At 73.7% G+C, this 18,932-nt stretch carries 18 protein-coding genes and 1 pseudogene; 9 read left to right on the forward strand and 10 right to left on the reverse strand.

Annotation, left to right across the window (positions count from 1 at the left end; genetic code table 11):
• Positions 1–23 precede the first annotated feature (23 nt).
• The gene (locus ABZ495_RS29910; protein WP_359808831.1) at positions 24–1,298 is read right to left on the reverse strand and encodes an extracellular solute-binding protein; all 1,275 of its coding nucleotides are present in this window, start codon (positions 1,296–1,298) and stop codon (positions 24–26) included.
• A 532-nt stretch (positions 1,299–1,830) separates the two neighbouring features.
• Here ABZ495_RS29910 and ABZ495_RS29915 point away from each other — a divergent pair.
• The 3 genes from ABZ495_RS29915 to ABZ495_RS29925 all read left to right on the forward strand — a co-directional run bounded on the left by ABZ495_RS29915 (position 1,831) and on the right by ABZ495_RS29925 (position 3,598).
• On the forward strand, positions 1,831–2,718 hold the full coding sequence (locus tag ABZ495_RS29915) for a LysR family transcriptional regulator (RefSeq protein ID WP_359839005.1): 888 nt from the start codon (positions 1,831–1,833) through the stop codon (positions 2,716–2,718).
• 266 nt (positions 2,719–2,984) lie between these two features.
• Positions 2,985–3,401, forward strand: coding sequence for a VOC family protein (locus ABZ495_RS29920; protein WP_329485508.1), 417 nt, complete (start codon positions 2,985–2,987; stop codon positions 3,399–3,401).
• On the forward strand, positions 3,398–3,598 hold the full coding sequence (locus ABZ495_RS29925; protein WP_359839007.1) for a hypothetical protein: 201 nt from the start codon (positions 3,398–3,400) through the stop codon (positions 3,596–3,598). The genes ABZ495_RS29920 and ABZ495_RS29925 overlap by 4 nt, the downstream gene beginning before the upstream one ends.
• Positions 3,599–3,709: 111 nt before the next feature.
• Here the strand turns inward: ABZ495_RS29925 and ABZ495_RS29930 are convergent.
• Positions 3,710–3,889, reverse strand: a pseudogene (locus ABZ495_RS29930) (ATP-binding protein); the annotation flags it as partial.
• Positions 3,890–4,398: 509 nt separating this feature from the next.
• On the opposite strand from ABZ495_RS29930, the gene nagA reads away from it, so the two are divergent.
• Positions 4,399–5,571, forward strand: coding sequence for an N-acetylglucosamine-6-phosphate deacetylase (nagA, locus tag ABZ495_RS29935; protein ID WP_359839009.1), 1,173 nt, complete (start codon positions 4,399–4,401; stop codon positions 5,569–5,571).
• 65 nt (positions 5,572–5,636) lie between these two features.
• Here the strand turns inward: nagA and ABZ495_RS29940 are convergent, their stop codons facing one another.
• Positions 5,637–6,422: a DeoR/GlpR family DNA-binding transcription regulator gene (locus tag ABZ495_RS29940; protein WP_352286541.1), complete on the reverse strand. Its 786-nt coding sequence runs from the start codon at positions 6,420–6,422 to the stop codon at positions 5,637–5,639.
• 128 nt (positions 6,423–6,550) lie between these two features.
• Between ABZ495_RS29940 and ABZ495_RS29945 the strand changes: the two genes are divergently transcribed.
• Both ABZ495_RS29945 and ABZ495_RS29950 read left to right on the forward strand, forming a co-directional pair.
• Positions 6,551–7,531 (forward strand): ROK family protein, encoded by a 981-nt coding sequence (locus ABZ495_RS29945; RefSeq protein WP_359839011.1) that lies wholly within the window; start codon positions 6,551–6,553, stop codon positions 7,529–7,531.
• Between the two features lie 203 nt (positions 7,532–7,734).
• On the forward strand, positions 7,735–8,409 hold the full coding sequence (locus ABZ495_RS29950; RefSeq protein ID WP_359839013.1) for an RDD family protein: 675 nt from the start codon (positions 7,735–7,737) through the stop codon (positions 8,407–8,409).
• A gap of 120 nt (positions 8,410–8,529) precedes the next feature.
• On the opposite strand, the gene glsA is transcribed toward ABZ495_RS29950, so the two are convergent.
• Positions 8,530–9,903: a glutaminase A gene (glsA, locus tag ABZ495_RS29955; protein ID WP_359839015.1), complete on the reverse strand. Its 1,374-nt coding sequence runs from the start codon at positions 9,901–9,903 to the stop codon at positions 8,530–8,532.
• A gap of 447 nt (positions 9,904–10,350) precedes the next feature.
• Here glsA and ABZ495_RS29960 point away from each other — a divergent pair, with 447 nt between their 5' ends.
• Positions 10,351–11,652 (forward strand): hypothetical protein, encoded by a 1,302-nt coding sequence (locus ABZ495_RS29960; RefSeq protein WP_359839017.1) that lies wholly within the window; start codon positions 10,351–10,353, stop codon positions 11,650–11,652.
• Between the two features lie 90 nt (positions 11,653–11,742).
• Here the strand turns inward: ABZ495_RS29960 and ABZ495_RS29965 are convergent, their stop codons facing one another.
• The 3 genes from ABZ495_RS29965 to ABZ495_RS29975 all read right to left on the reverse strand — a co-directional run bounded on the left by ABZ495_RS29965 (position 11,743) and on the right by ABZ495_RS29975 (position 14,570).
• On the reverse strand, positions 11,743–12,639 hold the full coding sequence (locus ABZ495_RS29965) for a class I SAM-dependent methyltransferase (protein WP_359839019.1): 897 nt from the start codon (positions 12,637–12,639) through the stop codon (positions 11,743–11,745).
• 23 nt (positions 12,640–12,662) lie between these two features.
• The gene (locus tag ABZ495_RS29970) at positions 12,663–14,135 is read right to left on the reverse strand and encodes an FAD-dependent oxidoreductase (RefSeq protein ID WP_359839021.1); all 1,473 of its coding nucleotides are present in this window, start codon (positions 14,133–14,135) and stop codon (positions 12,663–12,665) included.
• A 216-nt stretch (positions 14,136–14,351) separates the two neighbouring features.
• Positions 14,352–14,570, reverse strand: a complete 219-nt coding sequence (locus tag ABZ495_RS29975) for a hypothetical protein (RefSeq protein WP_359839023.1) — start codon at positions 14,568–14,570, stop codon at positions 14,352–14,354.
• A 301-nt stretch (positions 14,571–14,871) separates the two neighbouring features.
• Between ABZ495_RS29975 and ABZ495_RS29980 the strand changes: the two genes are divergently transcribed.
• On the forward strand, positions 14,872–15,615 hold the full coding sequence (locus ABZ495_RS29980; protein WP_329485498.1) for a class I SAM-dependent methyltransferase: 744 nt from the start codon (positions 14,872–14,874) through the stop codon (positions 15,613–15,615).
• Between the two features lie 86 nt (positions 15,616–15,701).
• Here ABZ495_RS29980 and ABZ495_RS29985 read toward each other — a convergent pair whose 3' ends face one another.
• Positions 15,702–16,499, reverse strand: a complete 798-nt coding sequence (locus tag ABZ495_RS29985; RefSeq protein WP_359839024.1) for a hypothetical protein — start codon at positions 16,497–16,499, stop codon at positions 15,702–15,704.
• A 78-nt stretch (positions 16,500–16,577) separates the two neighbouring features.
• Positions 16,578–17,138 carry a TetR/AcrR family transcriptional regulator gene (locus ABZ495_RS29990; protein WP_359839026.1) on the reverse strand — a complete coding sequence of 187 codons (561 nt, stop codon included), beginning with the start codon at positions 17,136–17,138 and terminating at the stop codon, positions 16,578–16,580.
• 85 nt (positions 17,139–17,223) lie between these two features.
• On the opposite strand from ABZ495_RS29990, the gene ABZ495_RS29995 reads away from it, so the two are divergent.
• Positions 17,224–18,072, forward strand: a complete 849-nt coding sequence (locus ABZ495_RS29995; RefSeq protein ID WP_359839028.1) for a patatin-like phospholipase family protein — start codon at positions 17,224–17,226, stop codon at positions 18,070–18,072.
• Positions 18,073–18,301: 229 nt separating this feature from the next.
• On the opposite strand, the gene ABZ495_RS30000 is transcribed toward ABZ495_RS29995, so the two are convergent.
• Positions 18,302–18,688: a hypothetical protein gene (locus ABZ495_RS30000; RefSeq protein WP_359808856.1), complete on the reverse strand. Its 387-nt coding sequence runs from the start codon at positions 18,686–18,688 to the stop codon at positions 18,302–18,304.
• Positions 18,689–18,932: the final 244 nt, after the last annotated feature.

An 18,932-nucleotide genomic window follows, 5' to 3' on the forward strand; every position in this document is an offset into this window, starting at 1 on the left:
CCGCGGTCGGGGGGCCGGGGCGCCTACTTGGTGTCGGCGGCCGCGGCTTCGGCCTTCTTCTGCAGGTCGCCCAGCACCTTGGCCGGGTCCTCCTTGACGGCGGTGCCGATGGTCTTCTTCATCTCGGCGGAGACGGTGTCCCAGCTGGTCTTGCCGAGCGGGTAGAACTTGGCCTGCGGGAGCAGCGCGAAGAACGGCTCCAGGTCCTTGTGCTTGCCGCTGGCCGTCATCTCGGTCAGGGTGTCCTGGGTGACGGGCATGAGGTTGTAGAGCTCGTCGAACTTCAGCGTGTTCTCCTTGGAGTACGCGAAGTCCAGGAACTGCTTGATCTGCTCCTTGTGGCCGTTCTTCTTGAAGGCCATCGTCCAGTCGGCCACGCCGAGGGTGGACTTGAGCGCGCCGTCCTTGCCGGGGATCGGCGCGACGCCGTAGTCGACCTTGCCGTCGGCGGCCATCTGGATCAGGGACGGGTGGCCGTTGAGCATGGCGGCCTTGCCCGCGGCGAAGTCCGCGAAGGCGGTCTTGCGGTCGGTGGTGGCCGGGTTGGCGTAGGTCAGGCCGGGGTCGACCAGGTTGGTCTTCAGCCACTTGAAGGTGTCCACGTTGGCCGCGCTGTTGAGCGTGTAGTTGCCCGAATCGTCGGTGATGGCACCGCCGTTGCCGAACTCCCACATCGCGCTCTCGCCCTGGGCCTCCTCCGGGCCGAGGGGGAGCGCGTACGGGGTGACGCCGGGGACCTTGGCCTTGATCAGCTCGGCGTCCTTCTTGACGTCGTCCCAGCTCTTGGGGGCCTCGGTGATGCCGGCCTGGGTGAACAGGGCCTTGTTGTAGAAGAACGCGCGGGCCGAGGAGACGAACGGTATGCCGTACTGGACGCCGTTGACCTCGCCGGCCGAGGCGAAGGTGGAGATGAGGTTGGCCTTGGTGGCCATCGAGATGACGTCGTCGGCCTTGTAGAGCAGGTCGTCCGTGACCTTGTCGGCGTACCCGCCGGTCTGCAGGATGTCGGGCTCGTTGCCGCTCTGGATCATCGTCTTGACCTGCTTGTCGATGTCGTTCCAGTTCACGACCTGGACATCGATCCTGATCTTGGGGTTGGCGGCCTGGAAGCGCTGGGCGACGTCGTCCCAGTAGGCCTTGGAGCTGTTGCTCGCCTTGTCCCCGTAGTCGGCCGCCACCAGCTTGAGGGTGACCGTGCCGTCCGCTGACGCGCTGTCGCCGCCGCTGCTGCCGCAGGCGGTGAGGGCGAGCGCGCCGACCGTACAGGCGGACAGGAGCGTGAGCGCGCGGTTCTTCATGGGAGACCTCCTCTGGCCCCGGGGGCGATGCCGGGTGCCGGACGTGTTCTTCGAGCCACGGAACGTCGCATCCGGGCTTCTGGGAGGACCGTCGTCAGACCTGCTCGACCGACGGAGAGACTGCGACTTGCTGCGCGAATATGCGCAAATCTAGCAGGAATGAATCATCTTGTGGCGTCTTCTGATGGCTCAGTGTTCATCAGCCGTTCGAGCCGGTCCAGCCCTGTTGCCGGACCGTTGTCAATGCGACACCCACTATCGACCCTTGACGTGTCCTTGCGATACACCCCGTGACGAAACAGCTGCACTGCGCGCCCATGCTCGGAAATCGGCCTGAAGAATCACAATCAATCACGCCAAGCGGCCCCGCGTCGTCGTCGCCGGGAGGGGCCGCGACGGCGCGTCCGCCCGGTGCCGGAACCGTCGGTCCGAGGCCCCCCGGCGGCGGCCGCCCGTCATACCGGCCAGGGGGCGGGCGCCGTAGACTTCGCGGCGATCGGAAGATCGGCACGGGGAACATCGGGGGACGCTGGTGGAGCTGCGGGACATCGAGATCTTTCTGGCGCTGGCCGAGGAACTGCACTTCGGCCGGACCGCCGAGCGGCTGCACATCTCCCCGGCCCGGGTCAGCCAGGCGATCAGGAAGCAGGAGCGCAGCGTCGGGGCGATGCTGTTCGAGCGCACCAGCCGGACGGTGCGGCTGACCGAGGTCGGCCGGCAGCTGCGGGACGACCTGCGGCCGTGCTACCAGGGCCTCCAGGACTCGCTGGAGCGCGCGCGGATGGCCGCCCAGGGGGTGAGCGGGCGGCTGCGGGTCCTGATGATGCCGTTCAACGTCGGCGACCTGCACGTCTACTGGAAGACGTTCCGCAAGCGCCACCCGCAGTGGGAGCTGCAGGTCCGGCTGTCGGTCCTGGACGACCCGTTCGGCAAGCTGCGCGACGGCGAATGCGACGTCTTCGTCGCCTGGCTCCCCGTCGAGGAGCCCGATCTGACCGTCGGCCCCACCCTGTTCACCGACCCGCGCATCCTCGCCGTGGCGGCGGACCACCCGCTCGGCGGCCGGTCGTCGGTCCGGCTCGAGAACCTCGCCGACTTCCCGCAGGGCAGCGGCCGGATCGGACTGGACTACTGGGAGGAGGGGTACCTGCCCTTCACCACCCCCAAGGGCCGCCCGATCGAGCGCGCGTACCAGGTGACGCACTCCTCCGAACTGATCGACCTGGTCGCCATGGGCGACATCGTCCAGCCCTTCCCGAGCCACGTCACCCGGTACTGGGGCATGCCCGACGTCCGCTGGCTGCCGATCACCGACCTCGCCCCGCTCTCCTTCGCCCTCGTGTGGCGCAACGAGGCGGAGGACGACGCGATCCGCGCCCTCGCCGCCACCGTCCGCGACCTCGGCGTGTTCGCCTTCTAGGGTCCACCCGGCGGACCGGTCGGGCGGGTGGTCCGCCGGATGCCCGGAGCGCCTCGGGGCGCCTCGGGGCGCTGAGAACCGGGCGACGTACTCGGCGAACGCCGGACGCTTTCCCGGGGTCCGCGTCACGCCGTCCGCCTCATGCCGTCCGCCTCACGCCGTCCGCAGCGGGGCCGCTCGCCCGACCGGATCGTGAAGCCGGGGGTTAACGATCGTTGCGAGAATCGCCGTTGTTCGCTCCCGGCACGGCGACCAGGCTGGACGGCATGAACATCACGTCCACCACCGTGGCGCTGGTGGTCGGTGACCCGGCCGCCTCCAGCCGTTTCTTCACCGAGCACCTCGGATTCCGTGAAGTCCTGCGCACGGACGGCTTCGTCCAGCTCGAACGGGACGACGCCGCCACGGACATCACCCTGGTCCTGTCGGACTTCGCGGTGGCACCGAACCCGCCGCTCGACGGCTACGTGTCGTTCACCGTCACCGGCATCGCGGAGGAGGCGGCCCGCCTGGTAGCGGCAGGGGTGAAGGTGACCGCGCCGCTGACCCTGCAGCCGTGGGGCGCGTGGACGTTCGGGGTGCTCGACCCCAACGGCATCGACGTCCAGCTCGCGGAGTGGAGCGAGCCCGGGGGAGCGGCCCGGTCCTCCGGCGTCCGCACGGGCGAGGGGGGCCGGCCGTGACCGACGTCCGTCCGTCGCCGGTCGTCGAAGGGCCCGCCCCCGCCCTGCTGGACCCCGCCGTCGGTCCGCGGGCGCCCGGTGGCGACCGGAAGGCCCTGGGGGGAGGCGACTTCGGGGTGGTCGCCGACACGGTGTTCGGCCTGTTCGTCCCCGCGCCGCGGACGGAGCCGCCCCGGTGCGGATCCTGCCGGCCCTGACCGCCGGACGCTGCGCGCCCCCGTCGGCCCCGTCGCCCTCGGGCCCCCCGTCGCTCCCGCGGCGACGGGGTGTGGTCCGCGGGCCCGCCGCCGTCGGGCGCGCGGGCGGCGTCAGCCCGCCGTCGGGGAGCCGTCGTCGGGGAGCGGCTGCTCGGACCAGATGACCTTGCCGCTCGGCGTGTACCGGGTGCCCCAGCGGTGGGCGAGCTGGGCGATCAGGAAGATGCCCCGGCCGCCCTCGTCGGTGGCGGCGGCCCAGCGGAGGTGCGGCGCGGTGCTGCTCCCGTCGGATGGAGCGCGCCTGCAGCACCATCGCCGTCACCGCGGCGGCGACCAGCAGCAGCACGATCACGATCTCGGTCAGGAACACCCGGCCGGCCAGGCTCCGGACGGTCAGCAGCGCCCGCACTCGGAGGGTGCGCCGCGGCCGCGACGCGTCGAGGACCAGCGGTGGCGTCTGATCACCCCCCATCCATAGCGTTCGCCGATATGTCCCGCAACTCCCGGTCCGTCCCGGACGGGAGGGCCACCCGGGACCTGCGGACGCCTCCGGGTGACCGCCGACGACTGCGCCGCCCGTCGGCGGTCCGCCCGTTCCGGCCCCCCGGGAGCCCTTGCGTGCAACTTTCGGCTCATCCACAATGATGTGATCTGATCGCAGAGCCCGCGAGTGCTGCACAAGAGTGCAGATCTGCCGCGCCCAGCGCCCTCCCGGGGCCGCCCTGCTCCTCGCCGCACGATCGCCGCAAGAGAGGCTCCATGGACCACGCGAACGCTGCCCACGGCCCGGCGGGCGCCGCATGACCGCTACCCGTACCTCCCTGTCCGGGGCTCGCCTGGTGACCGCCACCGGCACCGTCGACGGCGGACGCCTCACGGTCGAAGGAGCCCTGATCACCGGGTTCGGGGGCACTCCCGAGCCCGGTGACGTGGATCTGACCGGCTACCTGGTCGTGCCCGGCTTCGTCGACCTGCACGTCCACGGCGGCGGCGGCGCCTCGTACACCTCCGCCGACGGCGAGGAGGTGATGGCCGCCGCGCGGTTCCACCGCCTGCACGGGACCACCACCACCGTCGCCAGCACCGTCACCGCCGAGCTGGACGAGCTCTGCCACCAGGCTGCCGTGCTCGCCGAACTCACCCAGGACGGCGTACTGGCCGGTGTCCACTTCGAGGGTCCGTTCATCGCCCGCGGCCGGTGCGGCGCCCACGCCCCCGCCCTGCTGCGCGACCCCGCCCCCGAACCGCTGGGCCGACTGCTGGACGCCGCCAAGGGCCACGCCCGCATGGTCACCCTCGCGCCGGAGCTGCCCGGGGGGCTCGACGCCGTCCGGACCCTGGTGGACGCGGGGGTCGTCGCGGCGGTCGGCCACTCGGCCGCGGACTACCGCACGGTCCGCGCCGCCATCGACGCCGGGGCCACCGTGGCCACCCACCTCTTCAACGGCATGCCCGCCCTCGGCCACCGGGACCCCGGGCCGGTCGGCGCGCTGCTGGAGGACGACCGGGTCACCGTCGAGCTCATCGACGACGGCGTGCACGTGCACCCCGCGGTGGTCGGCCTCGTCCACCGCGCGGTCGGCGCCGGGCGGATCGCGCTGGTCACCGACGCGATGAGCGCCGCGGGCATGGGCGACGGCGCCTACCGGCTGGGGCCGCTGGACATCCGGGTCCGTGCCGGCGTCGCGGAACTCGCCGACAGCAGCTCCATCGCCGGCTCCACGCTGACCCTCGACCGGGCGTTCAAGCGGGCGGTGACGGTCGACGGGTTCACTCCCGAGCAGGCCTCGCGGTCGCTCTCGGCGGTGCCCGCCCGACTGCTGGGGCTGGGCGACCGCGTCGGCTCGCTGGAGACCGGCAAACAGGCCGACCTGGTGGTGCTGGACGCCGCCCACGACGTCGTCGCCGTGATGCAGAAGGGCGTCTGGGTCGCCGGGGCGGGCCATCTGCCGACGCTCCGCGCGAAGTCCTGAGGCGGTCGCACGCGAAGGGGCCCGGCGGCTGCCGGGCCCCTCGAACGTCGCGGTGCCGGGGGCGGTCAGACCGAGTGCACGTCCACGCCCTGGGCGATCAGCTGCTCGACGATCTCCTCCGGGGCGTCCTTGTCGGTGATCAGCACCGTGAACTCGTTGACCGCGCACACCTGCGCGAAGGCTCGGCGGCCGATCTTGGTGGCGTCCGCGACGATGATCACCTTGTCCGCCCGCTCGGCCATGGCGCGGTTGGCGCTGGCCTCTCCCTCGTCGTGGGTGGCGGCGCCGTTCTTGGCGTCCACGGCGTTGACGCCGAGGATGGCGTAGTCGAGCGCGAGGCCCTGGAGCACCATGGTCGCCAGCGGCCCGGTCAGCTCGTAGGAGTTCGGGCGGGCCACTCCGCCGGTGACCACCGTCTTCACGTACGGGCGCACGGCCAGCTCGTTGGCGATGTTGATCGCGTTGGTGACGACGGTCAGCGCGGTTCCGTTGCTGTGTTCGGCGAAGTCGGGCCGGGTCGCGAGCTCCCGGGCGACTTCCGACGTGGTGGTGCCGCCGTTGAGGCCGACCACCGCCCCCGGCGGGATGAGCGCGGCCGCGGCCTTGGCGATCCTGAGCTTCTCGTTCGCCTGCCGGGCGGTCTTGTAGCGCAGCGGCAGGTCGTACGCGACACCGCTCAGCACCGCGCCGCCGCGGGTGCGCACCAGCAGCTGCTGGTTCGCGAGCTCGTCCATGTCACGACGCACGGTCGCCGCGGAGACGCTCAGCAGCTCGACGGCCTCGCCGACCTCCAGCCGGCCCCGGTCGCCCAGGATCTCCAGCAGACGCGTCCACCTCTCGTGCGTCCCCATGGTCTCTCCCTTACATGTCGTGTCGGCAGGTGAAGCCTATCGCGGGCGCAGTGACCGAACCGCCAGAGATCGTGCATCTCTGTGATTGGATTGGCTAGGCAGTTATCATATTCGATCACGGAGAGCAGGTGGAGATCACGGCTGCGGAGAACCCCGTGACCCACCGCGCCGAGGTCCCGAGCGCCGTGGTGATCGGGCTGGAGGTCGGCGTCGCGCAGATCCGGGCCGTCGCGATGGCGCCGGACGGCTCGCTCGTGCACAGCGGCCGGCGGCCGACCCGTGCCGACCGCGGGCCGGACGCCGTGCTGGAGACCGTCCTGGAGTACGCCGCCGACCTCGCCCGGCACCACGCGCCGTCGGCGGCCGGCATCGCGGTGCCCGGCCTGGTCGGTGAGGCGACCGGCACCGCCGTCTTCGCCGCCCACCTCGGCTGGCGCGAGATCCCCGTCCGGCGCTGGCTGGCCGAGGAACTCGACGTTCCGGTGGCCTTCGGCCACGACGTCCGCGCCGGTGGCCTGGCCGAGGCCCGGCTCGGCGCCGGCCGCTCGTGCCGCTCCTTCCTCTACGTCCCGGTCGGCACCGGCATCGCCGCCTCGATGGTGCTCGACGGGCACGCGCCGGGCGGCGACGGCGAACTCGGCCACGTCGTGGTCCGCCCGGGCGGCGACCCCTGCCCCTGCGGCGGGAGCGGCTGCCTGGAGACGATCGCCTCGGCCGCCGCGATCGCCCGCCGCTACCGCCTCGCCACCGGCGAGGCGCGCGTGACCGCGAGAGACGTCCAGGCCCGGGCCGCGGCGGGCGACGGGACGGCCGCCGCCATCTGGCAGGAGGCCGTCGAAGGCCTCGCCGAGGTCCTGGCCGCCGCGGTCGGCGACACCGCCCCCGAACGGATCGTCATCGGCGGCCCCCTGTCCCTCGCCGGGCGGACCTACCTCGACCCGCTCTGGAAGGCCCTGTCCGAGCGCCTGACCTCTCCGGACCCACCCCGCGTCGTCGCCGCCGCCCTCGGCCGCCGGGCCGCGGCACTGGGCGCGGCCCTGCTCGCCCAGGATTTGCGCCCACCCCGTCACCCGGCCGGCGCGGAGGCCGCCGGGCACCACTGCGCGTAGCCGGGGGGTGGCGAGACGCCGAACTCCCCATCGCCCGGGACCCGGTACCGGCGGACGTGTCCGGCCGGGAACGAGGGTGCCGGGGGCGGGTGACGAGGGGGCAGGTCCGGGGTGTTCACGTAACGGTTGGCCCCAGGGTCTTCCTAAACGATCGTCGGAGCCACTAGACCCGAGGGACAAGCCGCGACGAAACGAGCAGGACGATGACGAACCCACCCCCCGGCTACGGCCACCCGTCGGACGAGAACCCGTACGGCAAGCAGCCGCCGCCGGCGCAGCCGGGCTACGGGGCCCCGCAGGGCCCCTACGACCCGCAGCCCGGCGCCGCCTACCCGCCGCCCGGCTACGCCCAGGGCGCTCCCGGCTACCCGCCGCCCGCGCAGGGTTACCCGCAGGGCGGCGGCCAGGCCCCGCCGTGGGTCGGCCAGGCGGGGCCGTACGGACCGCCGCCGCCCGGGAGCCGGACCCTGGCCACCCCGGCCGACCGCTTCCTGGCCCGTCTGATCGACCTGGGCGTGCTGCTGATCCCGTTGATCGTGCTCCAGCTGGCCTTCACGACCGTGGCGGGTTCGATCCTGGCCGCCGTCATCGGCGCGCTGATCGTCTTCGCCTACGAGGCGGCGATGATGCTCAGCCAGGGCCAGCAGACCGTCGGCAAGAAGGCGATGAAGCTGCGGGTGGTCTCGGCGACGCACGGCGGCCGCCCGAGCGACAACGAGCTGTGGACCCGCAGCGCGGTCTACGGCCTGCCCCAGGCGGTCTACTGCGTCGGCTCGGTGTTCTCGCTGGTGAACGTGTTGTCGCTGCTCTGGGACAAGCCGCTCCAGCAGTGCTTCCACGACAAAGCGGCCAAGACCGTGGTGGTCAAGGAGTCCTGACCGCGGGCCGGTCCGCCCGGCGGGCCCGATGGAGCCCGGTCGCCCCGATCGTCGTCGGCGGTGACCGGGCTCCGTGCGTTCTGGTCGCACCGGGCAGCCCGGCAGCACGCCCAGACGAGGTCAGCTCGGGGCGGACGGGGCGGACGGGGCGAGGGGCGCTTCGCCGGCCAGGAGCCGGTCCTCGCACCAGGCCACCGCGTCGTCGCGGCTGGTGAAGGCCTGCCAGTCGGGGTGCCCGTCGGCCGCGGCCAGGAACGGCTCCTGGGCGGCGACGACGATCCGGTGGCCCCGCTGGGCGATGTCCGCCAGACCGGCGGCGAGCATCGCGGCGGAGCCGGGGCGGATGCCGGTGACGGCCATCAGGTCCAGCACCAGCCAGCCGGGTGTCGCGGGGACGGCCCCCTCGACGGCGCCCAGCAGCTGCTCGGTCTCGGTGAACTCCAGCTCGCCCTGGGCGCCGACGGCGATGATGCGCTGCCGGCTGCGGTTGAGCAGCGCGGTCTGCTCCGGGCTGCGGGTGCGGGAGGAGCGCGCGCCGTGCCCGGTGTCGGTGACGGTGGCCGTCAGGTGCACCGGTGCGTGCATGAGGTGGAGGGTGAGCCGCTCGGACATCGCGGTGAGCGCGGCCACGCCCCGCACGGAGTTGCCCTCCCGGTCCAGCGGCGGGCTGTAGACCGCGACCCCGAACCGGCCCGGGCTGGCCGCGATCAGCCCGCCGGCGACCCCGCTCTTGGCCGGCAGCCCGACGTTCAGCAGCCACTCCCCGGCGCCGTCGTACATCCCGCAGGTGGCCATGACCGCCAGGGTCCGCACCGCCACGCTCCGCTCCACGACCCGCTCGCCGGTGACCGGGTTGCGGCCGCCGTTGGCCAGGGTCGCGGCCATCACCGCGAGGTCGGCCGCGGTGACCAGGACGGAGCACTGGCGGAAGTAGGTGGCCGTCACGGCGTACGCGTCGTCGGTCAACGAGCCGGCCGAGCGCATCAGGTAGGCCAGCGCGCGGTTGCGGTCGCCGCTGGCGGCCTCGGAGGCGTACACCTCCTCGTCGTAGCCCAGTCGGCGGCCGGCGAACGCGGACAGGCAGTCCAGGATCCGGGCGGACCGCGCCTCGGGGTCGGCCGCCGCGACCAGGGCGGTGGTGGCGATCGCGCCGGCGTTGACCATCGGGTTGGCCGGGCGCCCGGTGACCGGCTCCAGGCTGATGGCGTTGAAGGCCTCGCCGCTGGGCTCGGCGCCGACCCGTCGGAGCATCTCGTCGGGCCCGAGGTCGGTGAGGGCCAGTGCGTAGACGAAGGGCTTGGAGACCGACTGGATGGTGAACTCGGTGTCGGCCTTGCCCGCCTGGTAGCGGCGGCCGCCCATGCTGGTGATGGCGATCCCGAAGTCGTCGGGGTCGGCCTGGGCGAGCTTCGGGATGTAGGAGGCGACTTCGCCGTCCGTCAGCCCGCTGATCCGCCGGTGCAGTTCGTTGAGCGCCTTCGTCACCGGGTCCATGCGCGCACCCCTTCCGTTCCCGCTCCGCCGTTCCGGCCTCCCGGGCCCCAGGGCGCCCGCTGCCGCTGCCCACCGGGAGGCCCACCCGGGAGGCCCACTGGTCGGGAGGCCGGTCGGGAGGCCCACCCGGGAGGCCCGGTCGGGTGGGGCCGGACGAAGCCGCGCTCAGCAGCATGCCAGGGGCGCGGCCCGCACCCGCCCGCGACGCACCGGCGGCGGTCGCCGCCCCGCCGCCCCGCCGACCGGGGGGTCGCCGGTGCCCGGGGCGCCCGATGCACGGGGCCCGCTCGGGCGCGGCAGCCGTTCCGCGGGTGCCGGGAACGGACGCTGACCGGCCTTGGTGTGATGAGCCCTCTATTCGGGACATCTCGCGGAAGGCTGTCCGGATCCCCCCGGCAGGCCCGATCCTGGACGGACGAGTGGTCACCCACCCCGGGGGAGTGCCGAATGTGGTCCGCAGCTGTCTCCTGGCCCCTGCCCGAGGGCGCCCCGGGCCCGTGGCAGGACGTGCTCTTCCGGGCCCTGCTCACCGCCGTCGTCCTGTCGGCCGCCCAGGAGCCGCTGCGCGGGCTGGGAGTCGGTGCGACCTGGCGGCCGGGCACGCTCGGCGCGCGGGTGGGCGACCGCCTCGTCGGGCCCGCGGTCCGGACCGTCCTCGCCGCCGTGCTGGTGCTCGCCGGGTGCGCGTTCACGGCCGGTATCCTCCCGGTGACGGCGACGGTGGTCATGGCCGCGGTCTTCGTGCCGGTCACCACCGTCCACCTGTCGCAGGAGTTCGCCGGGTACGTCACCGAGGACGACGACGGCACCCGCCACTTCAAGGTGCACCACCACCTCCACCTGACCGGGCTGGCGCTGCTCGCCATGGCGGGTGCCGGGCTCGCCGCCGCTCCCGGCGCCGACCCGCACCGGGTGACCGCGTCGATGGCCGGAGGGCTGTGGGGAGCGGTGGCGGCCCACTACGTCGTCTCGGCCGTCTCCAAGGTGCGCAAGCGCGGGCTGCGCTGGCCGGACCGCCGGCTCTTCCCCTTCTACCTCACCCTGTTCGACCGGTTCCGGACCGGGGACGGCGAGCGCGTCCGGGACGCCGGCCCGGTCCGCCTCCTGGTCCGCCGGCCGGGCGCGGGCGTGCCGCTCCTGTGGGCGACGCTGCTGCTGGAGGCCGGCACCCCGCTGATGCTCGCCGGGTTCTGGCCGCGCGCGGCGATCGGTCTGGGCCTGGTGCTCTTCCACCTGGGCTCGCGGTGGCTGCTCGCGGTCGACTTCCGGGAGAACGCCATGCTGGCGGGGCTGGCCGCCCTGCCGCTGCCGGCCGGTGCGGGGCCGGGCGTCGCCCCGGACTGGACGGGCCCGGTGGCGTTCGCGGTGTGCGCGATGCTCTCGTTCGCCCTGGACGACCGGGTCTACCCCTTCTCGAACCTGCCCATGTTCGCGGACGCCTACCGCCCCTCGCCCGTGGTCACGCTCCGCTGCTCCAACGGTGCGGACATCCTGCCGGCCCCCGCGACGGCGGGCTGCTCCACGGCCGGACTGTCGCGCGAGTACGCCGCCGCGGACGGCGATCCGGACGCCTTCTGCGCACGGGTGCGCGAGCGGGTGGCCGCCACCGGAGCCGTCCTCCCGGCGGACACCGCGCTGTGGGTCGAGACCGTCGACGTCACGCCCGGCGGTACGGTCGCCGCGGCGCTGCGCCGGCTCCGGCCGCTCGCGCCGGCCGACGAGGAGCGGGAGCCGAGCCCGGGCGCGTGACCCGCCGTCGGGCCCGGTGCTCGGGTCCGGTGCTCCGGTCCGAGTACCGGACCGGAGGCCCGGGCCCGGTGCTCCGGCCCGGTCGGCAGGTCAGCGCCGGGGCTTGTGCGCGAACACCCAGCGGTTGCCCGCCAGCGCGTCGTTCTGCTCGGGCAGCGGGCCGCGGCCGTGCCGGTGGGTGAACTCGAAGGGGGTGCTGACGGAGGTGGTCCAGCCCCGGTCCGCCAGGGCGCCCGCCGAGTCGGGCCGGGGTTCGAGGTTGAACAGGGTGAGCAGGTCGATCCCGATCTGCTCCCTCGTCGCGGTGTAGAGCGGGCTGTCTCGGTACCGCAGCAGGTCCGGTTCGAGCTTGGCCTCGTACGCCAGGGCGCTGCCGCCGGTGCTCAACCGGTCCACCGCGCCGACGAGGTGCGACTCGACGGCGCTGGGCAGGTAGAACAGCAGCCCCTCGGCCAGCCAGACGCTCGGGGCGGCCGGGTCGAAGCCCGCGCCGGTCAGCGCCCCGACCCAGTCGGCGCGCAGATCGGCCGGGACGGGTACGCGCGCCGCCCTCGGGACGGCGGACAGCCCGTCGAGGACCCGGTGCTTGAACGCCAGCACCCCGGGCCGGTCGATCTCGAAGACCACGCAGCCGGGCGGCCAGCCCAGCCGGAACGCCCGTGCGTCCAACCCGGCTCCGAGCAGCACCACTTGGCGGGCGTCGGCGCGGACCGAGCGGAGCAGGAAGTCGTCGAGGACCCTCGTTCGCAGACCGAAGTAGCGGGCGAACCGCCCCCAGAGCGGGTTCGCGTCCCCGCCCGGGGCCTCCCGCCCCCGGACCGGCCAGCCCGCGGAGGCCGGGGCGGCGCGCACGAAGTGCTCCGCGAAGGCGTCCTGGGCCAGGCTGTCCCGGCGGTGGGTCTCGATCGCCCGTGCGGCGGCGACCAGCAGCGCGGTGACCCCGACGCCCCCTTCCACGCCGCTGTTCCGATCCGTGGTGTCGGTCATGCGTCCCTCCCTGGGGTGAAGCCCTACCGCGATGGCGTGGTCGAGGACGGCGCTTCCGTCGCCGGCCCGGGCACCGGGTGGCCGGCGGTGCGGGCCGTGCGGGCCGTCGGCGTGGTGGGGGCCGGCGGCGCGGCACGGCGGCGACGCAGCGCCGCGCCGACGACCTTCCGCAGGACGGAGGGCTGGAAGAGCAGGGTGGGCGGCGCGACCATGTTGGCGACCCGGACGAACCGGGACCACACCTCCGGGTCGTGCACCGCCACCGTGAAGACCTGGGAGTTGTACCAGTGGGCCACCCGGGCCGGCAGCGGCCGCCCGTCCGGGTTCCACATCAGGTCCGAGTTGCTCGACAGCGTCCAGGGCACCAGCAGTACGCGGGCCAGCCGGCGCTGGAACCGGCGGCCCAGTCCGTCCAGTCCCTCGCCCCCGGCCCGGCGGGCGGCCAGCATCCGCTGCAGGAGCCGGGCCTCCAGCGCCGCCACGGTGAGCCCCTGCCCGTACACCGGGTTGAACACGCAGACCGAGTCGCCGACGGCGAGCAGGCGCTCGGGCCAGTCCCTGACCCGGTGGTACTGGCTCCACTGGTTGTTGGGATTGACGTACCGGCGGGTCGGCTCCGGACGGGTGCGGCGCTCGATCAGCTCGGCCAGCAGGGGGTTCGCCAGGCTTCGGGCGAAGTCGAGGTACCCCTGGTCGTCGGTCGGCGGCACCTGGTCGTCGAAGCCGAACAGCGAGCACGTCCAGCGGTTCCGCTCGACGGCCAGGATGACGCCGCCGCGCGGGATGCCCGGCGCGAAGGTCATCTGGTAGGCGGCGTCGAAGTCCGGGCGGTCCCGCTCCGGCCTGGCGAAGACCATCGAGGTGTAGGTGATCTTCGCCTTCACCACACGCGGCGCGGGCACCCGCACGCCCAGGGCGTCGAGCCGGCCGTCCAGCCCGCCGGCGCGCCCCGAGGCGTCGACCACCAGGTCCGCCGCCAGGGTGGCCGGCTCCTCGGCGCCGGCCACCCGGTACACCACCCCGGTCACGGCCCCGGGACGCTCCGCGAGCAGGCCCTCGCAGCGTGCCGGGGCCAGCAGCCTCACACCGGGCAGGGCCAGCACCCGGCGCCGCAGCCGGCGTTCCAGCTCGTCCCGGGTGAACGACTGGATCAGCACGCCCGTCGGGTGCCGCGGGGCGAAGCCGGCCGGCTGCAGGAAGCTCATCCGCTCCCCGTAGTCGTAGACCGGGGCGCCGAGTTCGCGCAGTTCCTCGCGCAGGCCCGGGAAGAGCGTCTCCAGCACCTCCGCGCCCCTGGCCAGCATGGCGTGCGCGTGGTGGCCCTGCGGGGCGTGCGGGTGGACGCCGGTGTGCTCGTCCACCTCGTCCCGCTCCAGGAGGACGACCTCGCGGAAGCAGTCGGTCAGCACCCGCGCCGTGACGAGACCGGCGTACCCGCCGCCGATGACCACGGCCCTCTCCCAGCGACGGTCCGACTCGTGCGCCCGCGTTCCCATGGACCCCTCCTCCGACGGCCCGGTGCCCGTCTCCCGCACCAGGGTGCAGGCGCGTCGGGACCGCTGACCAGAGCGACGCCCGCCCACTGCTTCCACGCGCCCCCGCCGTGCCCCGTCGCACTCCGTCGGTCGTACCGCGGCCGCCGGGGTCCGTCCGGGCGGGGTGGCGGGGGTCGGCGAGCCGTCCCGCCCGAACCCCGCCGGGCGGCCGGCGGTTCAGCGGCCGCCGCAGAAGGACGCCTCCAGGAAGGCCGGCATGACGGTGACCCGGGCCGCCTGGTCCGTCCAGTCGCCCCGGTCGGTGAACGAGAGCGCGACCTGGCGGTTGGCGCCACCTCCCTCACCGGCGCCGGCCGCGACCCGGCCGAGCCACCCCGCCGGGCGACCACCACGCTGCGCCTGCACGCCGACGGTCGGATCGACCTGCACCGCCACGGCGCCCAGGACCACCCCCACGGGAGCGCCGACCGGTACCTCGAACGGGTCCGAGGCCGGCTACCGGGGCACGGCGGCCCCGAACGGCCGCCCCTGAACGAGCTGTGACGTCGTGTCGGGACGCCGGTGCCCGCGCGTCACCCGGCCGACTTCTTTGTGTCATCCGCCAGTACGGCCGTCGCACCGCGCGGAGGAGACTCGTCGCCACGGCCCCGGCGGGCCTCCACCCGCCGCGTCCGGCGAGCCGGAGTGGCCGCGTACCGGACGAAGCACGGGCGAAGGACATAAAAGGGGGCGGCACGTGAGCGTGCAGCAGTACGACGGGATCGGCGAGGCGTTCGAGGGTTTCAAGTCCCTGCCGCTGATGCGTTACGGGGAGGTGCCGAGCTTCCTCGGCATGGTCGGGGACGTGAAGGGCAGGTCGGTCCTCGACCTGGCGTGCGGCACCGGCTTCTACAGCAGGGAGTTCAAGCGGCGCGGCGCCTCCGAGGTGTTCGGCGTCGACATCTCCGTCGAGATGATCGCCGCCGCGCGGGACATGGAACGGCGTGAGCCGCTGGACGTGCGCTACGAGGTCGGCGACGTCGCCGAGCTGGCGCCGCTGGATCGGCGGTTCGACCTCGCGCTGGCCGTGCAGTGTCTCAACTACGCGGAATCCGTGGAGCAGCTGGAGCGGATGTGCCGCAACATCCACCGGAACCTGGTGCCCGGCGGCGAGTTCTTCGTGTTCGCCCAGCGGCCCGACTACGCGTTCGACTGTCCGTCCCTGGAGCGGTACGGGTTCCGCTGCGAGCCGATCGGCGAGGAGGCCGGGACCGGTCCGCGGGTGCGGGTCACGGCGCTCCTCGACCCGCGGCCGATCAGCATCGTCAGCACCGTTCCGCGTCGCGAGGTCTACGAGGAGTGCCTGCGGGCGGCCGGATTCCGTGACCTGGAGTGGGTGCCGATCCAGGTGTCCGAAGCCGGCCTCCGCGAGTTCGGCGCGGAGTTCTGGGCGGACCTCCTGGCCAAGCCGCCGCTGGTGATGCTGCGCTGTCGTGCCTGAGGTGCGTGCCTGAGGTGTGTGCCTGAGGTTGGTGTCGGGTCCGGTGCCGAAGAAGCTTCGGCACCGGACCCCGGGCAATCCGGCCCTCAGAGCGGGAGGACGGGACGGGTCGAGAAGTCCTCGCAGAGACCGTCGCCGTCCGGGCCGTGCACGAACTCGGCCATGAAGGGGTTCCGGTTGGCCGTGGCCAGCGGCAGCCACCCCAGCAGGAAGCCGTACCCGCCGCACACCGACTCGCCGCCGTCCCCGCCGTGGACGGACGCGGTGTCGCTGCTCACCTCGGTGCGGTAGGTGTCGTAGGCGATGCGCAGCCCGAAGGCGTTCGGCCGGCTCTGCGGCCCGTCCGGCTCTCCGGAGGGGAGGCGGTCGAGCGGGCAGTCGTCGCCCCAGCGGAAGAGCGTGGTGGCGCCGGCCCCGCAGGCGTGCTCCCACTCGTCCGGGCTCGGCATCCGCAGCCCGCGGGCCGCGAGGACGGCCGGCATGTCGCAGGAGGCCTCGGTCAGCTCCTCGTCCTCCACGGCCATCAGCACGGTGGCCAGGGTGACGGTCCGTCGCGGGCTGAGCACCTGGGCGAGGTGCTCCCGGAGGTCGGCGCCGTAGCCGAAGCCGTGCTCCAGGCTCGCCGCGTAGTCGGCGCTCTGCTCGGGCGTCGGCCGCCAGGCGTCGAGGTCGAACCCGAGCGTCACCCGGCCGCCGGGGATCAGCGCGAACTCCTGGTCATCCCGTTCGATCCGGACGCGGTGCAGCGGGGCGCCGAGGTGCTCGACGGTCTCCAGCGCGGTCACCCGGCCGCCCACCAGCTCCGCCGCCCCGTGGGCGACGCGGCGTGCGGTCGGCAGGTCGAACGACCGCCACTGGTCGAGGCTGAGGGCGCTGAGGGACATGTGCCGCAGTGTGCCACGGCCCTCCGACAGGGAGGCACGCTCCGACACCGGCCATGACCGAAGGCCCGCCAGGGCCGTTCAGCGGTCCAGCAGTTCCGCGAAGCGGTCCAGCGCGCGATTCGTGCGGTCGCGGTCGCCGGTGGTGGTGAGGTCGAACAGCAGGCCCCGGACGACGGCCATGATCAACGTGGGCGTCACGGTGTCGTCGGGGCCGCTGGAGACGTCGCGGAAGGTGGCGCCGAGCGTGTCGAACCAGTCCGTGATCGCCTCGCCCTGCTCGGGGTAGGCCTCGGGGTGAGCCAGCCCGTCGGCGTGCACCTCGAAGAACAGCCGGACGAACGGGGCACGTTCCTCCGCGCTGATCCACGCCCAGATGCCGCGCAGCCGCTCCTGGGCGGTGCCCGTCGTCGGCGGAACGTGCCCGGTCAGGCGCGCGGCACCTCGGCGCCGAGCCTCGGCGAGGACCGCCGCCACCAACTCCTGTTTGCTGCCGAAGTCGTAGAGCAGCATCCGCGGGCTGGTGTCGAGGGCCGCGGCCATCGGCCGCAGGCTGAGTCCGGTCAGGCCGTGCGCCAGCACGTAGTCGGTCGCCCGTGCCAGCGTGCGCTCCCGACGGACGGGGTCGGCGGGTCGCCCCACGGTGGATCTCCGCTCGGTTTCTCGAAGTTGAGACAGCATCAGCGAGTATATGGTACGACTGTTTCACTAATGAGGGGAGATCACCTTGCACACCTTCGACCGAGCACTCGTCCTGGGTCCCGGTGGCCACGTCGGCACCGCCTGGATGGCAGGGCTGGCCCACGGGTTGCGTCTGCGCGGTGTGGAACTGGGCGGAGCCGACGTGATCGTCGGGACCTCGTCCGGCGCGATCGTCGCGGCGCTGCTCGCCACCGGCCAGGACCTGGAGCGGCTCGCGACGGCGGCCCGCCGGCCGGAGCACCGGGTCACGGCGGACCCCGGGCGGACGGGCGAGGTGTTCGCCGTGCTCGGCGACCCCGGCCTGGAGCCCGACGAGGCCCGCCGCCGCGTCGGCCGCCTCGCGCTCGACGGCGCCGACTCCCACGCCGAGGAGGCGCTGATAGCGGGGCGTGCCGCGCTGATCGGCGCGGACACCTGGCCCGAGCGCCGACTGCTGATCACCGCCGTGGACACGACCTCCGGTGAGCCCGTGGTGTGGGACCGCGACAGCGGTGTGCCGCTGGCGCACGCGGTGGCGGCGAGCAGCGCCTTCCCCGGGGTCGCGCCGCCCGTCGCCGTCGATGGCCGGCGGTACATGGACGGTGCGCTGCGCGCGGGGCCCAACGCCGACCTCGCCGTGGGAGCCCGCACGCTGGTCGTGGTCGAGCCGATGGCCCACCTGTTCCCCCGGGAGCTGCTCGACCAGCAGCTGGCGGCCGTGGGAGCGGCGAGCGTCGTGACCATCGGTCCCGATCCGGCCTCGGTCAGCGCTTTCGGCCCGGACCTGGGCGACCTGGCGGCCTGGGAGCCGGCCTACCAGGCGGGCCTTCGCCAGGCGGGCGACGTCGACGAGGAAATCCGCGCCACGTCGACGCCGGAGCCCGACGCGCGCTGACCCCCGACCACGTCGGCACACCGCCGGCGGCGACAGCCCACCGGACGGTCACGGCGTGGGCCGACCCGCCCTCCCCGAGCCCCCGGCGGGCCCGCTGTCCCGCTGTCCGGCCTCTTCCGGGGTCCGCTCAACCGGCCGACGACGGTGCCGCGGTCGGCCGAGCGGGCAGCCTTCCGGCCCGTCCTGGCGGAGGTCAGTCGTCGTCGGCTACCGCTCCCACGGGGCGCAGTCAGTGGTTCGCGTCCTGGGCCTGCCAGATCAGTCCCCGCCCGGCGGCCGCACTGGCGTAGGCGTCGTCCCAGTTGTCGTAGTACAGGGTGTCGGCCGCATCGTTGAACCGCGATGCGGCCCCCCGGAGGAGGTCCTGCAGCTCCTCGGTGAAGCACGGAGCCGCGTAGGACAGCTGGGCGGCGTCCGTGAGGCCGACGGCGGCGTTGCCCTTGTCCCGGTAGCTGATGGCCTGCTCGGCCTGGGCGGCGATGTCGTCGATGGTGTTGAGCGCGCTCCCGCAGGCAGGTGTCGCGGGGCGGGCGGTGGCCGTCGTGACGACGCTGCCCAGGCCGACGGCCATCGCCGCGGTGACCACGGCGAAGCGGCCGAGAGTCTTTCGCATCATGCTGCTTCCTCCACTCATGCCGCCGGAACCGTGCGCGATCTCCGGGGCTCGTTCCCGGTCGAGGTGTCCCGCCGGGCTCTCCACCTTCGCGAGAGCTCACGTTGTCCACAACAGGAACGGGCGGAACCGCAGTTCGGCCGCGGACAATGGCCATTGTCCGCGGCCGGGGGCCGTGCCGTGCCCACGGAAGATCACAACTAAGAACTCCATGAACCAAAACCGACTACCAGTATTCAGACGTCTG

The sequence above is a fragment of the Kitasatospora sp. NPDC005748 genome, from assembly GCF_040630735.1.
Taxonomy (GTDB): Bacteria; Actinomycetota; Actinomycetes; order Streptomycetales; family Streptomycetaceae; genus Kitasatospora.